Annotated in this window: 19 protein-coding genes; 11 read left to right on the top strand and 8 right to left on the bottom strand. The window is 48.0% G+C overall.

From position 1 onward, the window contains the following. Positions 1 to 164: 164 nt before the first annotated feature. Entirely contained in the window at positions 165 to 992 is an 828-nt protein-coding gene (locus MHH93_RS20875) for an aldo/keto reductase (protein WP_500055588.1), read from the bottom strand. Positions 993 to 1324: 332 nt separating this feature from the next. Here MHH93_RS20875 and MHH93_RS20870 point away from each other — a divergent pair, with 332 nt between their 5' ends. From MHH93_RS20870 to MHH93_RS20855, 4 genes are all read left to right on the top strand, one after another. After that, a complete protein-coding gene (locus MHH93_RS20870) occupies positions 1325 to 2581 on the top strand; it encodes a DUF445 domain-containing protein (RefSeq protein ID WP_500055587.1) in 1257 nt (418 codons plus the stop codon). Positions 2582 to 2938: 357 nt separating this feature from the next. Next, a complete protein-coding gene (locus MHH93_RS20865) occupies positions 2939 to 3220 on the top strand; it encodes a hypothetical protein (protein WP_091038121.1) in 282 nt (93 codons plus the stop codon). A 57-nt stretch (positions 3221 to 3277) separates the two neighbouring features. Further along, entirely contained in the window at positions 3278 to 4570 is a 1293-nt protein-coding gene (locus MHH93_RS20860) for a Tle-like phospholipase domain-containing protein (protein ID WP_500055644.1), read from the top strand. A 50-nt stretch (positions 4571 to 4620) separates the two neighbouring features. Continuing rightward, positions 4621 to 4893, top strand: a complete 273-nt coding sequence (locus MHH93_RS20855; protein WP_091018402.1) for a hypothetical protein — start codon at positions 4621 to 4623, stop codon at positions 4891 to 4893. A 138-nt stretch (positions 4894 to 5031) separates the two neighbouring features. Here MHH93_RS20855 and MHH93_RS20850 read toward each other — a convergent pair whose 3' ends face one another. The 4 genes from MHH93_RS20850 to MHH93_RS20835 form a co-directional block, all read right to left on the bottom strand. Beyond that, the gene (locus MHH93_RS20850; RefSeq protein ID WP_500055586.1) at positions 5032 to 5808 is read right to left on the bottom strand and encodes a YcnI family copper-binding membrane protein; all 777 of its coding nucleotides are present in this window, start codon (positions 5806 to 5808) and stop codon (positions 5032 to 5034) included. 56 nt (positions 5809 to 5864) lie between these two features. Continuing rightward, positions 5865 to 7580, bottom strand: coding sequence for a copper resistance CopC/CopD family protein (locus tag MHH93_RS20845; RefSeq protein WP_500055585.1), 1716 nt, complete (start codon positions 7578 to 7580; stop codon positions 5865 to 5867). A 251-nt stretch (positions 7581 to 7831) separates the two neighbouring features. Further along, a complete protein-coding gene (locus MHH93_RS20840; RefSeq protein ID WP_036616682.1) occupies positions 7832 to 8488 on the bottom strand; it encodes a response regulator in 657 nt (218 codons plus the stop codon). A 1-nt stretch (position 8489) separates the two neighbouring features. Beyond that, entirely contained in the window at positions 8490 to 9320 is an 831-nt protein-coding gene (locus tag MHH93_RS20835; RefSeq protein WP_500055584.1) for a sensor histidine kinase, read from the bottom strand. A gap of 304 nt (positions 9321 to 9624) precedes the next feature. Here MHH93_RS20835 and MHH93_RS20830 point away from each other — a divergent pair, with 304 nt between their 5' ends. Then, entirely contained in the window at positions 9625 to 9792 is a 168-nt protein-coding gene (locus MHH93_RS20830; protein WP_017691019.1) for a hypothetical protein, read from the top strand. Positions 9793 to 9927: 135 nt separating this feature from the next. On the opposite strand, the gene MHH93_RS20825 is transcribed toward MHH93_RS20830, so the two are convergent. From MHH93_RS20825 to MHH93_RS20815, 3 genes are all read right to left on the bottom strand, one after another. Then, positions 9928 to 11760 carry a bifunctional diguanylate cyclase/phosphohydrolase gene (locus MHH93_RS20825; protein ID WP_500055583.1) on the bottom strand — a complete coding sequence of 611 codons (1833 nt, stop codon included), beginning with the start codon at positions 11758 to 11760 and terminating at the stop codon, positions 9928 to 9930. Positions 11761 to 12071: 311 nt separating this feature from the next. Next, entirely contained in the window at positions 12072 to 12662 is a 591-nt protein-coding gene (locus MHH93_RS20820) for a DUF5317 domain-containing protein (protein ID WP_500055643.1), read from the bottom strand. Between the two features lie 241 nt (positions 12663 to 12903). Beyond that, the gene (locus MHH93_RS20815) at positions 12904 to 14325 is read right to left on the bottom strand and encodes a hypothetical protein (protein WP_500055582.1); all 1422 of its coding nucleotides are present in this window, start codon (positions 14323 to 14325) and stop codon (positions 12904 to 12906) included. 278 nt (positions 14326 to 14603) lie between these two features. On the opposite strand from MHH93_RS20815, the gene MHH93_RS20810 reads away from it, so the two are divergent. The 6 genes from MHH93_RS20810 (at position 14604) to MHH93_RS20785 (ending at position 20917) form a co-directional block, all read left to right on the top strand. Next, a complete protein-coding gene (locus MHH93_RS20810) occupies positions 14604 to 15635 on the top strand; it encodes a BMP family lipoprotein (RefSeq protein WP_500055581.1) in 1032 nt (343 codons plus the stop codon). A 333-nt stretch (positions 15636 to 15968) separates the two neighbouring features. Continuing rightward, entirely contained in the window at positions 15969 to 17468 is a 1500-nt protein-coding gene (locus MHH93_RS20805; RefSeq protein ID WP_500055580.1) for an ABC transporter ATP-binding protein, read from the top strand. Beyond that, positions 17465 to 18532, top strand: coding sequence for an ABC transporter permease (locus MHH93_RS20800; protein ID WP_017691012.1), 1068 nt, complete (start codon positions 17465 to 17467; stop codon positions 18530 to 18532). Before MHH93_RS20805 ends, MHH93_RS20800 begins: the two co-directional genes overlap by 4 nt. Continuing rightward, positions 18516 to 19439, top strand: coding sequence for an ABC transporter permease (locus tag MHH93_RS20795; RefSeq protein ID WP_076332630.1), 924 nt, complete (start codon positions 18516 to 18518; stop codon positions 19437 to 19439). The genes MHH93_RS20800 and MHH93_RS20795 overlap by 17 nt, the downstream gene beginning before the upstream one ends. 46 nt (positions 19440 to 19485) lie before the next feature. Beyond that, positions 19486 to 20157, top strand: a complete 672-nt coding sequence (locus tag MHH93_RS20790; protein WP_500055579.1) for a sulfite oxidase-like oxidoreductase — start codon at positions 19486 to 19488, stop codon at positions 20155 to 20157. A 1-nt stretch (position 20158) separates the two neighbouring features. After that, positions 20159 to 20917 (top strand): nucleoside phosphorylase, encoded by a 759-nt coding sequence (locus MHH93_RS20785; protein ID WP_500055578.1) that lies wholly within the window; start codon positions 20159 to 20161, stop codon positions 20915 to 20917. Positions 20918 to 20954 lie beyond the last annotated feature (37 nt).

Here is a 20954-nt window from a genome sequence, read left to right as displayed (position 1 = left end):
GATAAAATAGTTCTAAATGGTCAAAAAAACTTTTTTCGGCACTGAATAGGTAAGCGGGCCTCGCCTCCATTCTTAACGACGAATAGATTGCCTATAACATCACATCACAAAACACCCGCTCTTCTAAGATCGAAGGCGGGTGTAATCGAATTAAGATGTTTATATTAAAAATTAAAGTTGTCTGGATCAGAACCAAAGCGTTTGTTCTCGTTCAGGCCATTAATCTGCTCTATTTCTTCCGAAGTTAACTCAAAATCGTAGAGATCGACGTTCGCGCGAATGCGCTCAGGCGTAACGGATTTGGGTATGGTCACGATGCCGTTCTGCAGATCCCAGCGCAGAATGACTTGTGCGGGGTACTTGCTGTATTTGGCGGCAATGTCCTGAAGCAACGGGTGATCCATCAGATGACCTTGTCCGAGCGGAGACCAGGCTTCAATCTGAATCTGATGTTTGTTGCAATACTCACGAAGCTCCGATTGAATCAAAAGTGGATGAAGTTCCACCTGATTGACAGCAGGTTTGACCGTGGCATCAATCATGAGGTCTTCCAGATGATGAATCTGGAAATTGCTCACACCAATTGCGCGGATGCGTCCTTCCTTGTGGAGTTTCTCCAGTGCTCTCCATGTATCTTTGTACTTGCCTTTGACCGGCCAGTGGATGAGATAGAGATCCAGATAATCCAGTTCGAGTCGTTCCATGCTTGCTTCGAAGGCGGCCAGTGTGGATTCATATCCCTGATCGCTATTCCATACTTTCGTGGTAATGAACAGATCTTCACGGGCTACTCCGGATTCACGAATACCCTGAGCGACACCTGTTTCATTGTTATACGCTTTGGCTGTATCAATGCTGCGATACCCGGCTTGAATGGCCGTTTTGACAGCATGAACGACTTCGTCTCCGTCTTTAACTTTGAATACCCCAAAACCGAGCCATGGCATTTTGACTCCGTTATAGAGCGTGGTTGTGTCCTGCACGTGTTTCATGGTCCGAAATTCCTCCTCTGATTGATTCATTGTCTCATTATGTAATTACCCTGTAGTTCAGCAGCCAATCGATATCAAAGGGCCGTTATGATTGATTATACTAAAATCTCCCTGGTATTGGAAAAGAGGCAGTCCATTTTACAAAGTAAACGCCCTATATGTCCTTTTTTGCCAAGCTGAGGTTTGGTTTTGACGCTTGTGGGTGATAAGATGAAGTATACGAAATATGGAAGTTATGACTTCGCTAGTGGAGAGTTTACATAAGAAACGATAGAGTGCGGAATCGGGTACAGGCCGGGCCGTGCGATTAATGATAAAGGAGCAAGATTACAATGGCTAAACCTAAACAAACCAAAAAAGCAGCAGCCTGGTCTCTCGTGGTGATGGGCGCGGGATTTGCAGCATCCTTGCCGTTCCAGGGCGTTCCCGTGGGCAAGTTGCTGGTAGGGTCATTTGAAGCAGGACTTGTAGGGGGACTTGCGGACTGGTTCGCAGTGACCGCTTTGTTCCGTCATCCGCTCGGCATTCCCATTCCGCATACGGCATTGTTACCGAAGAATCGGGATAAAATGACGGAAGGTTTGGTCTCCGCAGTAGAGAATAACCTGCTCAACAAAGACAGCATTACCGAGAAGATTGCAGATTTCAAAGCAGCAGAGACGGTGCTCGATACGTTGACGCGTGAGCTTCATAATGACGGCATCAAGACCATGATTGATACGCTTTGCAAACGAATTCTGGTGGGTCTGCCGTTAGAGCAGATTGCTCCACTCGTAGCGGGTGAGATCAAATCTCAGGCGGGCGCCTTTGATCTGGGTCCGATTCTGGAACGGGCTGCCCATCAGATGACAGAGCGGGGTTATGATGCCAAAGCATTGGATTACGGTTTGAAGCAAGCCGAAGAATGGCTGGTTAAAGCCGAGAATGTGATGTTTTTGGGTGAAAGCGGAATGAGAGCGATCAGCGGCATTCAAATGAACGGATTGATGCAGTTTGCGATGAATGCGTTCCTGGGTTATATGAACGAGGAGCGTTTGGGTGGCATTTTGCAAGGATATCTCTTCGATCGGGTAGAGGATATGAAACGTGAAGGCAGTGCTCTAAGGTACAAAGTGCTTGATATGGTACGTACCCAGACGGTGCGATTGGCAATGAGTGAGGCAATGCAAGATGGAGTCAACGGCTGGAAGAACAATATGCTGGAGGGCTGGAACGCAGAGGAAACGGTGCTGAACAAACTCACCGAACTGAGAGACAAGGCACTCGCTGCGATGGAAGATGGACAGTATGTAGATACGTATGCATTGCCTGCCATTGAACGGGTATTGGGTGACCTGCGGGCAGATCAAGAGTTGATGACAAGCATGAATGCCAAGATTGTAGATGGCGTCACAACACTGCTGGAGAAAAATCACTCCAAAATCGGTAACCTCGTGCGCGAAAATGTAGATAAAATGGACAATGCCTCCTTGATCTCAATGATTGAGGATAAGGTGGGGCAGGATCTGCAGTGGATCCGGATCAACGGAGCGGTTACCGGATTCATTATCGGGATTGCGCTGACCGCTCTGCGGATGGTGCTTGAATAGTAGCAGATAAGTATGGCAAAAAGGAGGGCCGCTCTAACCAAGAGCAGGCTCTTTTTGTCGTGGATGGGAAAATTACCTTGTATCTGTTGCAAGAATTAGGAAACGGGGTAATGTACACCAAAGTACCCTGTATGAATCATATAGGAAGAAAGTTACATGAAAACGATCCTGTTAGCCGATATGGCTCATGTTGATTTTGTACTATGATGCAGGTAACAGATGAATAGGGTGGACTTCACATACGGTGAATGCCCCGTTCTACCAAAAGGAGGGATCCGTATTAAACGTGCAGGATGGTTGAAGGGTTTATTCACACTAATGATGGTGTTTACTATATTTCTGGGAGGTTGTCAGAACATGAATGCAAGTGAGAAGGAAGCGTTATACCAGGAAGCTGAAGCAACCGTAATTCAGCACTTCAAGCAGAAGTTCGAGCTGGATGTTGTGATTACAAGCAAAGAGTTGTTGCCGGAAATGGCGGTGTCCCAGATTGGACTGAAAGGGCATGTGAAAGATCATGAAGATCAGAGCTTTGGCATTTCGTATGACTACAAAAAGAAGGTAACCAAGAACCTGGTCATTAGCCCTGAGATTGAGAAAGTGATGATGGCCAAGGGACACGATCCATACGCCAAATAAAGGGAGGTGTAGTTATTGAGTAACGGGTCCAATATTGATGATGAAACGTACAAAACGATGTCTGATCTAGCCTACCAGGATCAAAAGGCTGGAGACAAACTAACGGAACTTCCCGGATGGCAGGTCCTGGAAGGGACGGAAAGTAACAAATTTTCAGGTTTTGATGCCGTAACATTTTATAATCCTGAGACCAAGGAAGCGGTCATTGCTTATCGAGGTACAGAAGGAAGTGCGTCCCTGGATCGCTCTGTACCTGACTTTGTCATGGATGGCCGCATTGGGGGCGGAGAACTGATTCGTAAGGGCCAGCAGGAGGCCGGGAATTTTGTTGATAATCTTACGCCGGATTGGCTCGACAAAGGTGTCCAAGGCGTCAAGGATTTTACGGGTATATCCAAAGTGGAGAATTGGGCTGGTGACAGGGTAAGAGACGTGGAGAACTGGACCGGTGATCGCGTAAAAGATATTGAAAAAACCGTTTCCCCTACAGGCTGGGCCAATCAGATGTATCAATCCGAAGACTACGCAAGTCACATGCAGAACAAGCATAAGGATCTGAATTTCTCGATGACCGGACATTCCTTGGGCGGGGGAAATGCACAATATGCTTCTGCTTATACCGGAATCCCAGCCGTAACGTTTAGTGCACCATCGGTAATGGGCAATTTGACGCCAGAAATGCGTCGCCGGGCTGAAGCGGGTGAGTTCGACGGGCAGGTTGTGAACTATGCCAATCCCAGTGATCTGGTAGCCAGTGGAACGCTGGGCGGATATGATCGGCATGTGGGATCGACGTACTACATTAATTCCAATTATGAGGATGCAAACGATGGAGTGGGCATTATTGATAAAGCCAAGAATTCATTTGGCGGAGAGAACTATCACAGTCTGGATCAATATAATTTCAAAAATGGATACATATCCAATGATCTGTATGATCCGATTACTGGAGAGAGAGTCCGCTATTCACCACGCCTTATGGATCACATGGGGCCGTTCAGCAAGAACCTTGGTCCGTTAGGTTTCAGGTCTGGCGGCGGTATGGCTCTTGGGGCAGGTGCTTCCGGCTTGATTCAGGTAACGCCAGAAGAACTGAAAAGTGTCGCCTCCCGGTGGAAGCAAAATGCACAGCAATGCAACGCTGAGCTGAATCAGGTACGAAGCCGCATGGCTCAATACCTGCATACAAGCCGCAGTCGCAGGCTGGAGCCCATTGTTACCCAACTGGACGCGTCGATTCAAGAACTTAGCACATGGCATATGAAACATACCAGCCAATTCCTGAACTTTATCGATGAGAAAGCAGATGCTTTCCGGCAGGCGGACGAGAGTCCTGTTCATTTTAATTAGGAGTCAGGTTGGTTAATGTCGCTATCACGTACATGGGGGAGGGAACGCAAGTGGGTGGACAATTGCTGGTGGAATTGAATGATCTTCGAATTGCGGAAAAAGAACTGACACAGCTGCTTGCCCGTCTGCAAGCCGATGAACAGGAAGCGAGGGCGCTATACAGTCGCCTGAACGATTGGAAAGGGCAGTCTGCTGATTATACAAGGCAGCAGATTGAAGAGTTTTTTGCGGGCCTGTCCAAACGTATTCAATCCATCGAAATGCAGAAGAAAAGCTTGCTGCAATATATCGAGATTATGATTCAGACGGATCAGGAACGCTAAAGAGTGATATGGCTGTTGCCATATTGCGGATGGCAATCAGCGTGGATAGACAAAAAGAAGCCTGTGGTACATTGGGGTTGATCCCGTATGCCATAGGCTTCTTTGCTATTTCAAATTAATGTGTGCTGCAAATCGTTCTTAGCGCTTTTTGCGACGTGTCGCCAGAGCAATTCCCAGGAAGGAGAGGATCAGGGCCAGAATGGATACAATCAATGTTGCCTGTTGAAGCTTCAATGTACCTGGGTCTGTATCCGTGTTATTCGGCTCACCTGTAACGGTGTCGTTAAGTGCATCGCCCAGTGTGGTGTCATCGTTTGCTTTGCTATCGTCGGTAGCTGCATTATCTCCAGTGGCGACTTCTGTACCTGCGCTATCATGTCCATCGTTGGCATGACCTCCACCTGCCGCAGCATTACCAGCAGCAGCCGGATCTTCACTAATCGTTGTAATACTGTGTGGGTTGGCATCACTTGGCTGGCCTGTCCATTCTACAATACTGCCATCGCTGTAGTATTGGAAGGCATCCCAAGCGACTTCAGCTTCCGCCTTAGGGTTCTGTGCAACAAAGTTGAACTGTTGGAATTGTCCTGCGATGATACCCTCGTTATCACCTTCAATTTCCCATGTGATCGATGTGACTTCATTGGAATCGTTCTTCTCGGTGGTGATTTTCCAGCCAGCCAGTGGCTGATATTGCTTGAATGCTACACCTTCCGGTACTTTCATGGTGATTTTGGTTGTAGGCAGATCTTTCTCGGATGGAATCTTAATCGTGTACGTTTGCCATGCGCTTGTCTGTGCAACGGATGGGCTAACAGTAACGTGGGCGCTGGCGAACCCAGCGAATAGCATAAATGCTGCGGTACCTGTTGCGATAGTGGATGTTAGTTTGGAAATCCATGATGTTTTCTTCAAAATAAATAACCCCTCTCAGTTCTTATCATATATGATGCAATATCAACGTTGTGTAACTATGGTTTGGCGGTGTCGATCTCGAATTCGGCATCCAGTGCATCCAGCGATTTGGTTAGCAGATGTACCTTGATATTCCAACGTCCAGGCATGGAGATGTAATCTTCAGCCTTGTACACACCGGTGTCGTTTTTCGGAATGGTGATCTCATAGATCCCCATATCCATGTCCAGATGTGTGAGTGATAGGGTGATCTGTTCCAGATCATTAACGATACTGCCATCTGCACGTTTCACATCGACTTCGAATTGGTTCTCTCCCGTCACATTGGGACTCACCTGAAGTGTGATCGCTGAGCCGTCTTCTGTAGTCTTTGTCTCCTGATAAGGACCGACCGCAGCCGGTTGTCCTGGAGACAGGTGTGTTAGTACGGCAGCAAGGGCGAGAATCACAGCACCAGTAGCAAGCTCGGCTTTCAGGCTGCCGGATAATCTGCTCCCCGTTGCTTCCCTTGCTAATCTGGCGTGACGCCATGCAAAGAGCACCATTACAATCAGCAGCACGATCTTGCCGATCAGGACAAGGCCATAAGCTGTCGTGAACAAGGAAGTCAGTACAGGTGCTGGTAGAATAATCAGACTGCTGTATATTCCTGTAGCAACCAGAGCGGCTACGGCGCCAATCCCCCAAGCGGTAAACCTGCGAATGGCAGTCCAGTAGACTTCTCCTCGCACCTTCGAAGGCAGCTTGTCCGCGAGTGGGGGCAGACATATTGCCATCGCAGTCAATGCACCAATCCAGAAGGCGGCACCGATCAGATGCACGAAGTCCATGGCAATTGCGAGAACACGTTGATCCGCCGCAGCTGGATGTCCCGTCATCGCATGAGTGAATAGCCATCCAAGCACGAGCACAAGTGACCCATAAGAGGACCAGATGCGAGCACGGATGGATCGATCGCGATCATATCCGGAGAGAATCGTGACGGCCAGTAGCATTACAATGAGGATCTGTAACATCCAGATTTGGCCAAAGGAAGTCAGTTTAAGCGCACTTCCGATCAGAGCCCAGCTTAGTTCGCTCAGAGCCACACCAGATTCGTATAACGTATTCAGTGGCAGGCTGACCAGCGCGGCAAAGGAAGCAGCAGCATAGCTGATCCATAACAGTTTGTAGCTACCTGGAACGTCCATAGGCTCTCTTGTCATGGATGTCGGTGCAATTCGCAGCAACAAGAATGCAAGTGTCCCCAGAATGACAGACAATCCGAGATACTGAATCCAGTCTGTCAGGGATACGATCCATTTCAGCGGCCCACCTGTTGAACCGGAACCGGATGTAAGATCACTTAGTCCAGCAGGAGAACCGGACGGTTCACCGATATGGAAAACATATGCTCCTTGGATCGGGTGTCCATCGGCAGACACAGCTTTCCAGTTAACAGCATAAGTCCCGTTCCCGAGTCCAGCCTGCAGGCCAGTCTCCAGGATATGGGGACGATCCGCATCAATCTGTACATTTCCATCGTCTGCCTGATTTCCATCAGGACCGGTAACTTTGATATCATAAAAGGCCGTCTGCAAGGACTCATTGAACTCCATGGTCAGCCGATCCGGAGCAGCTACGAGAATTTCATTTTCTCCTGGCGAAGCCTTAACAATATAAGCATGGGCAGATGCCCACTGTGGCATAACAAGGCAGCACACAAGCAACAGGCTGGTGACCAATGCCCAGTGCCGTTTGCCCCATTTCAGGGTAAAGCTGGTCAAAATCAAAAAAACATCACCCTCAGGTTATAGATTTGTAGTCATTCCTAGCTTTTTATACACAATCTATCCCATTATAACTTTGTCCAAAATGACTGCGTATGACTACATTGGGCTATAAAAAAACGATTTGGTCTTCATAATTGTGACAAAAGCATGAATGTGTACGGTGCAGAGTACCCATCTCGTCTTATGTTACAAATCTCATATTGGTGTGTGATACGTTCGTGCTACCATTCACATATTGTTATGAAGCTTCGCTATTTACGAAGCTTACGTCCCGCAAGCCCACTCTCTAGCGCGTAGCGGGTGAGTTGTACCCGGTTTTCCAGCTGGAGCTTCTGCAAAATGTTCTTTAAATGATTCTTCACCGTCTGGTCTGAAATACCGAGCTGATCGGCGATCTCCCGATTGGTATATCCAGCGGATACCCATTGCAGAATCTCAAGCTCCCGCGCCGTGAGTGGATTATCTTGCACATCTTCACTTCGTGGTGCGGGAAACTCCTGCAAAATCCGGTAGGCCAGCTCCTTGCTAAGCGGTGCATCGTCGCTGACGATGGCACGAAGGTATTCAAGCCAGGTAGAAGGCGTTAGATTTTTGAGCAAGTATCCTTGAGCACCTTGTTTGAGTGCTTCGAACAGGAAGGTTACATCATCCGATACCGTGACCATAACAACAATAACATAGGGGAATCGTAGCTTGATCTGACGAGTGGCTTCCAGCCCGTCCATGCCCGGCATTTGTACGTCCATCAGGATCAGGTCGGGCATCCATTGTCCGGTAAGCTCCAACGCTTCCTGTCCATTCGAAGCAGTACCAATCACTTCAAACAGGCTGTCCTCGGATAAAATGCTACAGATCGCTTCACGCGCATGCGCATGATCATCAACAACCAATACACGTACATGTTCCATATTAGACATGCTCCTTTCCAATCGTCATTCGTGTATGCCCTGTTCTGGAATCAAGGGTAAAAGACCAACCCATCTCGGCGGCACGTTCCTTCGTAATTCGCAAGCCGTACCGATCCTTCAGCTGAAGAGGATCTTCACTTAGTCCATTGCCATTATCCTGAATATAAATAAACCAGGCAATTGGATTACCTTCCGCATGAACCTGAACGCGGGTAGCCTGTGCATGTTTACGTACATTCAGTAAACCCTCCCGGATACAGGCGAGCAGTTCCACTTGCTCCTTCGCAGAGAAGGTCACACCCCTGAGGTCCCAATAAATCTGTGCACCAGGTACGGTTTCCTTGACGAGCACTTCGACCTGCGCATGCAGTGAGATAATCTCGGGTGCCGCGGTAGAGGAGGGAACATAGCGCAACTGGGCAATGGCTTGTCTCACATATGTATTGACTTCATGCACGGTTTTTTGAATCTCCTGGATCTCGTGTTCATGTCCGGTTCCTGTTAGACTACGGCCTGCTTTATCAGTCTTCACCGATAGCAGGAAAAGAGACTGGGATATGCCATCGTGAAGTTCCCGGGCCAATTGGTCACGAGCTTCAAGGGCTGCTTTCGCTGCACGTTCCTGTTCCAGAGCAGCCCTGGCACCTTCGAGCATGTGGAACAATCGGCTGAGCAGTGTCACGCTGACGAGGTAAACGATGACTGGCGTTAACCAGTTACCGGCATCCATTGAAAGGTACGGCATTAGAAACTGATGGCGAATATATTCCCAGATGCCAACCGTAAATGTGGGGATCAACAGAATCATCCATTTGATTTGTTTATAGGACATGAAAGCAGAACTCCTTTGATCTAGGATTAGCTTAATGAGGTACTTTATTTATACAGGGATGGGACCATTATAACGCAAGCTTGTCCAAGACCCTAGTCTGTGTCTGTGGAGAAAGCTGGGGAGGATCAGGGAGTATTTAGAAGGATATCTAAGAATGACAAGGGGTGAAATGTTGTCACGCTAGGTGAGGGTTGGTGTGAACAGCTGAAGAAGGCTGAGTCCGTTTTCCCTATCGGAGAAGGTCCTCTATACTTATATAGAACGTAAATTCATTACAAAACATGTTAAGGAGTGAAGCAACAACATGAGTCAAGAAGTATTGGAACGTCGCAGTGAATTGCTCAAAAAGAACATTCACCAGATGCTTGTTCAAGACAATCAGCACGGTATCAGTCGTCAAGACAACATGTTTTTGCAGCAGATGATTAAAGAGCTGCATCAGACCTCACATGAACTGAATACCAAATCTTAATGTAGAATCTGCACGAGAATGAAGTTGTCTGGTGTAAGATTCATTCCATGATGAAAATGAAAATGGCGCTATCTCCGAATCAGACCGGGGATAGCGCTTTTGATTTTCTCTGAGATAGAAGAAGCTTCGTTCATCTTACAGCAACTGTTGCTGAGCGGTTCTTTTCTCAATATATCGAATGAATAACTCGGCAAGCTCCGGATCGAACTGTGAACCCGAACATGCGCGTAGCTCCCGAATGGCTTCTTCCACGTTCTTGGTCTCCTGATACGGCCGCTCTGTCGTCATGGCATCAAAGGAGTCAATTACCGTCAGCATCCGGCAGAGCCGGGGAATCTCGATACCCTTCAGGCCGTAAGGATAGCCCTTGCCGTCATAGCGCTCGTGGTGAAGTTCAATGTACGGAATCAGATCGGCGAAGCGATCGTTCGTGATCACCATTTTTTTGCCCCAGGTGACATGTCCTTTGATCGTTTCCCATTCTTCTGGGGTGAGCTTGTCCTTTTTGTTCAGAATGGACCAGGGAATCTCCAGTTTGCCGATGTCATGAATCAGTGCTCCCAGTACGAAACGGCGTTTCTCCGCATTGTCCAGTGCAAGCAGTTCACTGATATCCAGTGCATATTTGTAGACCCGTTTGGAGTGTTTAAACGTATCCATGTCCTTGTATCTGAACAGATTGAGCTGCTGCTCGATGTCACGAACGTCCTGTACCAGATCAATTTCGTGTTCCATGCCATCATTGCTTCCGTGGCGGTGCACGTTGTTTTTGCCCTGTTTCTTCGCATAATACAGTGCTTTATCCGCCTGATCCACGAGTTGGGATTTGTTATACATATCCACCTGATAGGGTGCGACGCCACCCGAGAAGGAGAGACAACCGTGCGGAAACACTTCAACGCCTTCAAATGGCGTGTCATTTAGTTGTTTGCGCAGCTTATTCATAAACTGGTAGGATTCGTCCAAGTCCATTCCTGGCATGAGTAGAGTGAACTCTTCCCCTCCATAACGAAAGGCCGTAACAGATGTACCTTCCGTCTTTCGCATCAGAAAATCTCCCAGCAGGGCCAGCAGACTGTCACCTTGGAGGTGACCAAACCGATCGTTATACTTTTTGAAATCATCGATATCAATAAGTCCCAGACAGAGTGGTGTTCCCTGCGTACGAGCCGTAGTCAGTTCACTTTCCAGCATGCTTTCAAAATAACTGTGGTTGAACAGGCCTGTGCGTTGATCCGTGTTAGCCTTCTCCTCAATGCTCTGATACATGACAAATAACTGTTTGAATGCATGGGAGAGCAGAATACTGAGACTCAGGTACAACAACAGACCGAGTACGCCATTGTGCACAACCAGAATCGTCAGGACAAGCGCCAGAATCAGCGTACATAAATAAACCAGCAGGGATTCGGTAACAAATGCCCGCTTCATCTGCTGTAATGCATCCTTCGTTGAGAAATGAAAGAACAAGCCAAGTGTGATCGTGTTGATGATGAAGTAGGCTGCGAGCGCTGCAAAATAAGGAAGCAGGTTATAGCCGTCCAGCGTTCCCGATTGACCGCCCGTCCACTCAAACACGGCAGCTGCTCCCGTAATCATGAGACTGTAGATGCTGAAATTGACAATGTGTTTCCACCAGGTGAGCTTGCGCTCTTTGATTAACAGGATGATGGAGACAGGAAGCAGTACAGACAAACTGAAAGCTCCGCCAAACATGAATATGCAGGCAAGGTATACCGATGAATCCATGGATTGCTGATTGCCTTTGGGTGGAATCTGGAACGTGAAATAATCCAGAATTAATGCCGCACCCAGCATGGTGTAGACCATGACCCAATCCGCCGTGGTTAGATGAAGGTAAGACAACTTGTTCATGTACAGAAAAACACCGATCCCGGTACAACTAAGCAAAATAACATAAAGACTGCTTCGATCTGCCTTATGGATAAGGTTACGAATAAAGTTCATAAAAAATCTCCTGCTTGGTTTAGTCTACTCTTGATGTGTATATAAATTGTTGTTCTTTTATAGGGATATACTATATAGATGTATAACATACCAAGTTGCCTGCCAAAAATCCAGAAAGAAAAAACAGGCCGCTGGGAGCCTGTTTGTCTTGTTTGGCGGTATGGATACTAGCCACCCAGCTTGTATCCCGAAGTTAATGCTACAACGACAGAAGCCACGATGATTGCGTTGATAACAATGCGGGAATATTTCACACCCTCAAATTTTTTCATGGAGAAGACCTCCCTTCCTTGGAGTCTACCTGGTTCTCGTCAAGCCTGATGAGTTTTAGCAGGTTGCACAGCCTTTTTGTCCCGATTCACCATCATGTACTGGATAAAAAGGAATATGCCAACGTTCATGACTACATCACCGATGCTGATGACTTGAGTCCGTGGATAAGGGCTGGAGAGTGGGATGATATCACCGAGAAAAGGCAAATGTGTAGATGCATCCATCATAAAATGCTTCGATACGGCGCCGCCTTCCCGGAGCATGTCTACATAGTAGGGCCCTAATACAGCAGAAGCTTCAACCGAAACGGGCATGCGCCCACCATTTACAGCCATCACGGCAAAATTGAGAAACACACCAATCCAGATGAGCATGAAACCGGTGTGGTTTCTGTTAAGCCACAAAAATGCGAGTCCTGTAATGTAGACGGCAGCAAAGAGATAACCATTTATGGATGCCACCCATTCGAATCGTTCCTGCAGATAGAAAATAAAGAACTGGAATAGCAGCAATACTGGGAAAATCCAGCCACTTCGCAACTTAAGTGCCGCAAACTGGTTGAGCCCATGCCGCAACCCGCCCCGAAAAAATCCAACGATCAAGCCGAGTAGAATACCGTCATATACCATGATTAACTCCTGTTCGTGCGGAGATGTGCAATAGGATTGCGTGTTTGTGTACATAAAGGATTCGACCTGATATTGGTAATTCCTGCATGAGAAAATGATTTTTTAGAAGAAATTTGCAAAATGCTGAACAAAAAACCGTCTTTACGAACCAAGGGGTCGAAAACCCTGTAAAGTTCGGTAAAGACGGTTACTTATAGTGGCAAAAAATGAGCTTTATTTCGGTTGGAGATAGAATTTGTTTTTATTCGGAACCACCATTCAGATAGTTGAAAAAAGGCTGGTCCACCCAGAAGTCATATGTTGTAATGTCCGCATCAGGAGCCAGCTTCAGGAAACCTTCCCGAATGGATTTGGCATTTTCCTTCAGTGAGAAGGACTGAGCATAATAATGGCCAAGCGCGATCTTATTATTGGAAATGACTGGATAGTTGGCCAATGCTGTTGGTGAGTAATATAGCGGTTGCCACCAGGAACTGAGAATTAATGGTGATGTACTGTCACTGTTCTTCTTGGCATATTTCAGAACAATATCATTGAAGCGGACTTTGTCTGCCACATTGTTGAACTCGAACTGAATATCATATTCCTTCGCAGAAGCAATATAGTTGCCGTTCTCGATCTGTGTCACTTTATAGTCTGGCGTTTCCTTCGGCTCGCCCCATTCCTTCAAATAAATGAAGGCAGATGTCTTCGGCTGAAATTGTACATCGGCGTCAATGCCTTCGCTACGCAGTAAACCAACCAGCTGTACAGCATGTTGGATATTATCGTGGCCGTAGGTAAGTGTCAGTTCATCGATAAAGTTGGAGTCAAAGCGACTGTCCTTCAGATTGTAACCTGTGACGAGATCATCTCGCAGGGCCTGATCCACAATTTTTCTCAACTCAGGTGATTCGATCAGATCCGCTGTGCGATAAGCAGCATACAGTTTGGAATAGATGTCCGCATCGCCGGAACGCCCAATCTCATGTTTGTATTTCCCTTGACTGACCAGCACGCGTCCAAGCAATGTATTAGCGAAATCTTTACTTGCTACGCCACCCTTAAGGAGAGCAGGGTAGAGGCTCTCAGGAATCAGGCCTGTATCGATCGCTGCAGCCAGTTCCTGTGCGGCTTGTCCCTGAACACGGTTCGGGCTAATGCCAACTTTGGCAAGTGCCTTGGCGGTTTTCTCTGTGGGATATGTATAAGCAAGTTCCTTGAATCCGGCTGCTTTCACCGCGATGAAGACGGCGGCATAAGTGCTCAGCTGATCCTTGGCACGTACTTCTGTACCCGTAAGAACCCCATTATTATATAAGGATACCGCAGCATCATAAGAAGAATCACCAGAGGCCAGATCGGTAAAGACAGGAGCTTTGGCTTCACCTTCGCTTGCTTGAGTGGTTTCCGTAACGGCTGCAATGGCTTGAATGAATTCACCTTTGTTAATCTGTTGCGGCAATTGAATATTGTATTTTGCTTGCAAGAATTGAGCGAAATCCGCTGCGCTTTCCGTATAAGCGACTGGAGCCTGAGCTAACGGTCCTTTGACACTTTGTGAAGTGGTTGGTTTAGCTGGAGTTGCAGATGCTGCAGAAGCAGAAGCGGGCAAGCTTAGGCTGCCGAGTGTTACCGGAGCGGCGAGCAGGGCCGCCAATGTAATCTGGGTGATTTTTTTCAAATGAATAGCCTCCTTAAAATGGGTTGGAAAATAAGTAGCTTTCGGTTATAATTCTGACAAATCCTATCAGAATAGAATAATTGGATTGACTTTAGCACGGAGACGCGCTGTATGTCAACGGAAAAAAAGCTTGCTATAAAGCGGTTTCCAAAGCTTGGTAGAAAGCAAATCATCAAATATATTCTAATTGAGTGTATACGCTCAAAGATTTATTGACAAGGATCGACAGTATCCGCTAGGATAAGAAAAAAAGAATATTGAAAAGGGGTATTTTCAAAATGAAAAGAGGTTTATCGTTCGTCTTATCGATCATCATGTTGGCTATTTTGTTGGCAGCTTGTGGGAATTCAGCTTCCAAAGACGAACAATCCGCCCAAGGCAGTGATTCGGAGAAATCTCTTCGGATGGCCCTCGTACTTCCCGAAAAAATAGGGGTTAACCCTTTCTTTGTACAGATGGATGAAGGCTTCAAAAAAGCAGGCGAAGAATTCAAAGTAGACACCAAGACGATTGAATCGACAGACCCGGCGGCATTTGAACAAAATCTGCGTGCTACGGTTGCCGAGAATTATGATCTGATCATTACAGCAACTTTCCAGGCAGAAGATGCATTGAAGAAAGTCGCTGCAGAAAATCCGGACAAGTCCTTTGCAATTGTGGATACAACCGTGGATCTGCCTAACGTTCGTAGCGTTGGTTTCCGTGAATATGAAGGGGCGTACCTGCTCGGTGCAGCTGCTGGATTGTCCACCAAAACAGACAAAGTCGGCATGATCGCAGCAATGGATGTACCATTGATCAAGAAATATACAGAAGGTTTCAAAGCGGGATTGGAATCCGTGAATCCGGATGCAGAATTCCTCGTGAACTATGTAGGTGGATTTAATGACCCGGCCAAAGCCAAAGAATTGGCCCTCGTACAATTCGGCAAAGGCGCTGATTTCATCGCTGGCGCATCCGCTGTAGGTGATCTGGGTGTGTTCGAAGCAGCGAAAGAAAAAGGCTTCTATACTTCAGGTCAGGATACGGACCGTACGGTTGAAGACCCGGAACATATCGTATTGTCTCAATTGAAATCAACCGATACGGTTGCTTATGAGACTGTCAAAGATTTTGTAGAAGGTAATTTCAAAGCAGGCGCTGTTAACTACGGTTTGAAAGAAGACGGTGTAGGCTTGACTTACGTTACACGTGATAGCGAATCACCGCTGAATGCTTTTGTTGGACAAGAAGTAATCGACCAAGTTAAAGCAATCAAAGATGATATCGTATCCGGCAAAATTGTAGTCAAAGATCCATTGCAACAATAGTTTTGAATGTTCTTTTCAATGAATGTGTGATGAAAATGATCAGCCGGCTGCCCGATCAGGCAGCCGGTTTTGCTGCTATTAAATGACCAGTATATGTTCAACTTATCGTTTACACGGTAACGAAGAGGACAGAAATAACCTGAAGAAGCTAAGCTAAAAGCTTTCTGAAAGAAAGCTACTTCGGAAGCATACACCTCGCCTTTATCACCGGATTTTCCCCTTAATAAAAGGGAATCAAAAAATCTGGGGATAACAGCGATCGGAAGGTTGTTCTGTCATCGTAGTGGCGAGTGTAACCTTATTAAGTTGAACTGAGGGGAGCGAACGCGAGATATGCTGTTGGAGATGGAGCACATTACGAAGAAATACGGCGGCTTCACCGCTAACCGTGACATCCGTTTTAATTTGCGTGATGGAGAGATTCATGCCCTTGTAGGTGAGAACGGGGCCGGTAAAACAACCTTGATGCGTATGCTGTACGGTATGGAACAACCTACGTCGGGCACAATCAAAGTCCGTGGACGCGAGGTAAGCTTTGCTACACCGTCCCAGGCGATGGCAAGTGGTATCGGCATGGTGCACCAGCATTTCATGCTGTTCCCTTCCTTTACGGTGGCGGAGAACATCGTGATCGGACGCGAGCCAGCTAAGGCAGGTACATTTGACCGCAAAAAGGCAGCGGCCCAGGTGAATGAGCTTGGCAGACAATATGGCATGCCGGTGGACCCGTGGAAAAAAGTATCCGAGTGCCCGCTTGGCATGCAGCAGCGTGTTGAAATTCTCAAGGTGCTGCATCAGGGCGCAGACATCATTATATTGGATGAACCTTCGGCGGTGCTGACACCGCTTGAAGTAAAAGAACTGCTGGCGAACATGAAATCACTCGCCAAGCTGGGCAAAACCTTTGTGCTAATCACGCACAAGCTGCAAGAAGTCATGGATGTAGCTGACCGGATCACGGTACTTCGAGATGGTCAGGTAACGGGTACATTGGAAGCGAAGGATACACATGTGGAGGAATTGTCACGTCTGATGGTTGGTCGTGAACTTGTGCGTATCGACAAGCAGCCATCGGTTCCAGCGGAAGCCGTGCTTCAGGTGGAAGGGGTTAATCTGTCCGGAGCGAAGGATCGTTCGGCGCTCAAGGAGATTCATATGGAGGTTCGAAAAGGTGAGGTTGTTGGTATAGCAGGCATCTCGGGTAACGGCCAGTCGGAACTGATTCAGGTCATTGCCGGACTGCGTAAGGCGGATAGTGGTCGTGTTGTGCTCTCTGGGCAGGATACAACCAACTGGCCTGTACGGCGCATCCGGGAGCATGGACTTGCTCATATTCCGGAAGATCGTTACATGTGGGGAGCGGCCAAGGACGCGAGCGTTCGCGAGAACGGGCTAATGGGGCATCATCATCGCTTGCAATCACGCGGTATTATTAAAGCCAAAGCAGCAAGAACGATGGTAGAGAGCTGGATCAAACAGTTTAGCATCAAGACGGGTTCTGCGGAAACCAAGGCACAGTTTCTGTCCGGAGGAAATTTGCAGAAGCTGATTGCCGCTCGTGAATTTGCGCAGGATACACCGTTTCTGATTGCCGCCGAACCAACACGTGGTGTGGATATCGGAGCGATGGAGACAATCCATGCCGAATTGCTACGCAAACGTAGTGAAGGTGCAGGTATTCTGCTCATTTCATCGGAGTTGTCGGAGATTTTGCAATTATCGGATCGCATTATTGTGATGTATGAAGGTGAAATCGCCGGGGAACTGAGAGCAGAGGAAGCGACAGAGGAACAGATCAGTTTGTTAATGGCAGGAGGGAAAGAGCGGATATGAATCGGGTAAAAGAAACACTTCGCGGACTCGTACAGCCGCTGCTTGCCGTATTCATCGGTCTGATTGCAGGGGCTGTGGCGATTCTGATTGTTGGCGGTAATGTGGTGGATACGTATGCGGAGATGTGGAAAGGGGCCTTCGGCAACTTCTACTTCTTCACCAATACACTGGCTCGTTCCACACCGATCATCCTGGCGGGACTTGGCGTAGCCTTGGCATTCCGTGCCGGATTTTTCAATATGGGAGCCGAAGGCCAGATGATTCTTGGCGGGCTCAGTGCCGCACTCACGGCGCTTTATCTGCCAGGGCCAGGCTGGTTCGTATGTATTGCTGCGATTGTCGCAGGTATTGTTGCCGGGGGAATCTGGTCCCTGTTTGCAGGCTGGCTGGATGCACGCTTTGGTATGAACTTGTTGATCACAACCTTACTACTTAACTATATTGCCATCTATTTTGGTGGATACATGGTCTCCTATCCATTCAAGGATCGGACTGGATCTGCAGCGATGGCTCAGACACCTATGATTGATCAAAGTATCTGGTTGCCGAAGTTGTTCCAAGGCATGGGACTGCATGCCGGATTCATTATTGCCATTGTAGCGGCTATTCTGATCTACTGGTTTACACATAAAACGGTGACCGGTTACGAGATTCGAATGCTCGGAAGCAACCCGTCCTTTGCAACCTATGGTGGTGTTCGCCGCATTCGCATGATGATGCTGTCCATGGTCATCAGTGGTGGACTTGCTGGACTTGCAGGTGCGGGGGAAGTGCTCGGTACACAGTACCGTTTCCTTGATGGCTCATTGTCATCGGCAAGTTACGCCTGGAGCGGCATTATGGCCACGCTGCTTGCCCGCTCGCATCCACTTGGTACAGCTGTAGCAGCTATTTTGCTGGCTGCGTTACAGACAGGTGCCATGGGGATGGAACGGAACACGGATGTGCCGCTGGAAGTCGGCAGTGTCATCCAGGCCGTATTGACGTTATTTGTATCAGCTCAGATCGGTTATTCATTCCTGAAGCGGAGAAAGGAGAAAAAGTCCAATGCAACAACTGTTTGATGCAGCCATGTTTGGCTCAACCTTGCGGATTATGACTCCAATCCTGCTTGCAGCGCTCGGTGGGGCTTTATGTTCCCGTGTCGGTCTGTTCAACGTGGGTCTTGAAGGGTTGGTTTTGATCGGTGCGTTCTCGGCTATTGTCGGTAATTATCTGTTTGGCAATGTGCTGTTGGCTGTACTCTTTTCCATTATTATTGTGATGTTGTTCTCGGCGCTCTTTGCCTTTATAAGTATTAATCTCAAAGCCAACGCCATCGTGGTCGGGATCTCGCTCAACTTCCTGGCAGCGGGAGTGACGACCTTTGCACTGCGTGCGATTTTTGATGTAAAGGGTGCATACTACGACAAAGACATGGTTGGACTTCCCAAATGGGATATTCCGCTGATCAAAGACATTCCGTGGGTGGGCGATGTATTATCGGGACATAGTCCCTTGGTCTATCTCGGCATTGTGCTCGTAATTGGACTGCAATTCTATCTGTTCAAAAGTGTATCCGGCTTCCGCCTGCGCTCTGTCGGGGAGAACCCGATTGCAGCACAGAGCATCGGGATCAAGGTACGCGGCATCCAGTATGGTGCCGTTCTGATGTGCGGTGTGTTGTGTGCTTTGGCTGGCGCACAGTTGTCGCTTGGTCAGGTGACGATGTTTACCGAAGGCATGACCGCGGGTCGTGGCTTCATTGCACTCGTAGCAACGATGTTGGGGCAAGCGAATCCGCTTGGCGTGATGGGCTCCAGTGTACTGTTTGGCTTCATGGAAGCATTGAGTATTCGTCTGCAAGGCTTCTCCTTGCCAACCCATTTCACATTGATGTTGCCGTATATTGTGACGCTGGTCGCGATGTTCTTTTTCAAAGACCGTACCTATGCACAGGATGCACTGAAAGCGGGCGGAAGCTCGCGTTAATTCCTGAATGGCGATGTAGAGGCAGCAAAAGAAGGAGGAATTCCACTTGCATAACAAGGCTGAACGTTTGAAAAAAGGAAAAACCCCGGCACCCAAAGCAGGCCATGATCATGGAGATCGCTTGCCGCCGGGACAGATGCTGACGGAGAAATTCCCGATTCTGCATGAAGGGGAAGTGCCAGAATATGACCTGTCCACATGGGACCTGAAAGTATTCGGCGAAGTGGAAGAAGAGAAGGTGTTCTCCTTGGCCGAGTTGCAGGCGATGCCACAGGTGAACACGGTAAGTGATATTCACTGTGTTACCCGTTGGTCGAAATTCGATACACCATGGGAAGGCATTCGTTTTTCCGATTTTGTGAAGCTTCTCGGGGTTAAGCCGGAAGCAAAATACGTCATGATCCATGCCGATCATGATTATGAGACAAATGTGCCGCTCGAAGAATTGATGCATGATGACGTACTGCTTGCATTCAAATATAACGGTGAACCACTAACGCCCAAGCATGGTTTTCCACTGCGTATGGTTGTACCGCAACTTTACTTCTGGAAGAGTGCGAAGTGGATACGTGGTTTGGAGTTTATGACCGAAGACCGGAACGGATTCTGGGAAGTGAATGGTTTCCACCATTTTGCCGACCCGTTCAAGGAACAACGCTTCTCGGGTGAAGATCTGCCGATTCCGGAAGACGAATGGACGAAGAAGGAGTTTGATTGATATGTTGATGCCTATTTTGCAGATTCATTCGGAAGACATGCCGGCATATGCCATTGTCTGTGGTGATCCGGCACGTGCGGAGAAGATTTCCCGTAAGTTGGAGCAAGCGAGAGAACTGGCGTTCAGTCGGGAGTATCGCACGTTTGTTGGTCTGTACGAAGGGGTACAGATCGCTGTGGTCAGCCATGGTGTAGGGTCACCTGGAGCGGCTGTCTGCTTCGAGGAATTGATTCGAGCGGGTGTAACAACCCTGATTCGTGTAGGTACAGCGGGATCGTATACAGCGGATTATCCGGCAGGTAGTGTGATTGTGAGTACAGCCGCTGTTCGTACAGATGGATTGACTCGCCAACTGGTGCCGGATGGTTTCCCAGCGGTAGCGGACATTGGGGTGACTCAAGCATTGATTGAAGCTGCTCGTGAGCAAGAAAGCGCAGATGCTGCAACATTTGCAGGCAAAGTGGGCGTTGGTATCACCGTAACGCTGGATGCGTTCTTTGCAGGCGTGGAAGAGATTCCACACCGCAAGTACAAGCAGGCTGGAGCACTTGCGGCCGAGATGGAAATTGCGGCTCTCTACATCGTGAGCACCTTGCGTGGCGCTCGCGCCGGAGCTATTGTCGCGATCGATGGATTCGCAGACAGCGACTTGGCTGCCGAGTATGATCCGCATACGGATGCGGTTGGACAAGCGGTCGAGCGCGAGATTAATGCAGCGCTACGTGCGCTAGTCGCGCTTGCGCGCCAGGATCAGGCTTAACAAGGTCTTAGGATGTTCGAGTTTAGTAAAAAAATAG

Source organism: Priestia sp. FSL H7-0729 (genome assembly GCF_038005685.1).
GTDB lineage: Bacteria > Bacillota > Bacilli > Paenibacillales > Paenibacillaceae > Paenibacillus.
Note: the sequence above shows the minus strand (reverse complement) of the source record. Positions and strands in the feature narration are given on the sequence as shown.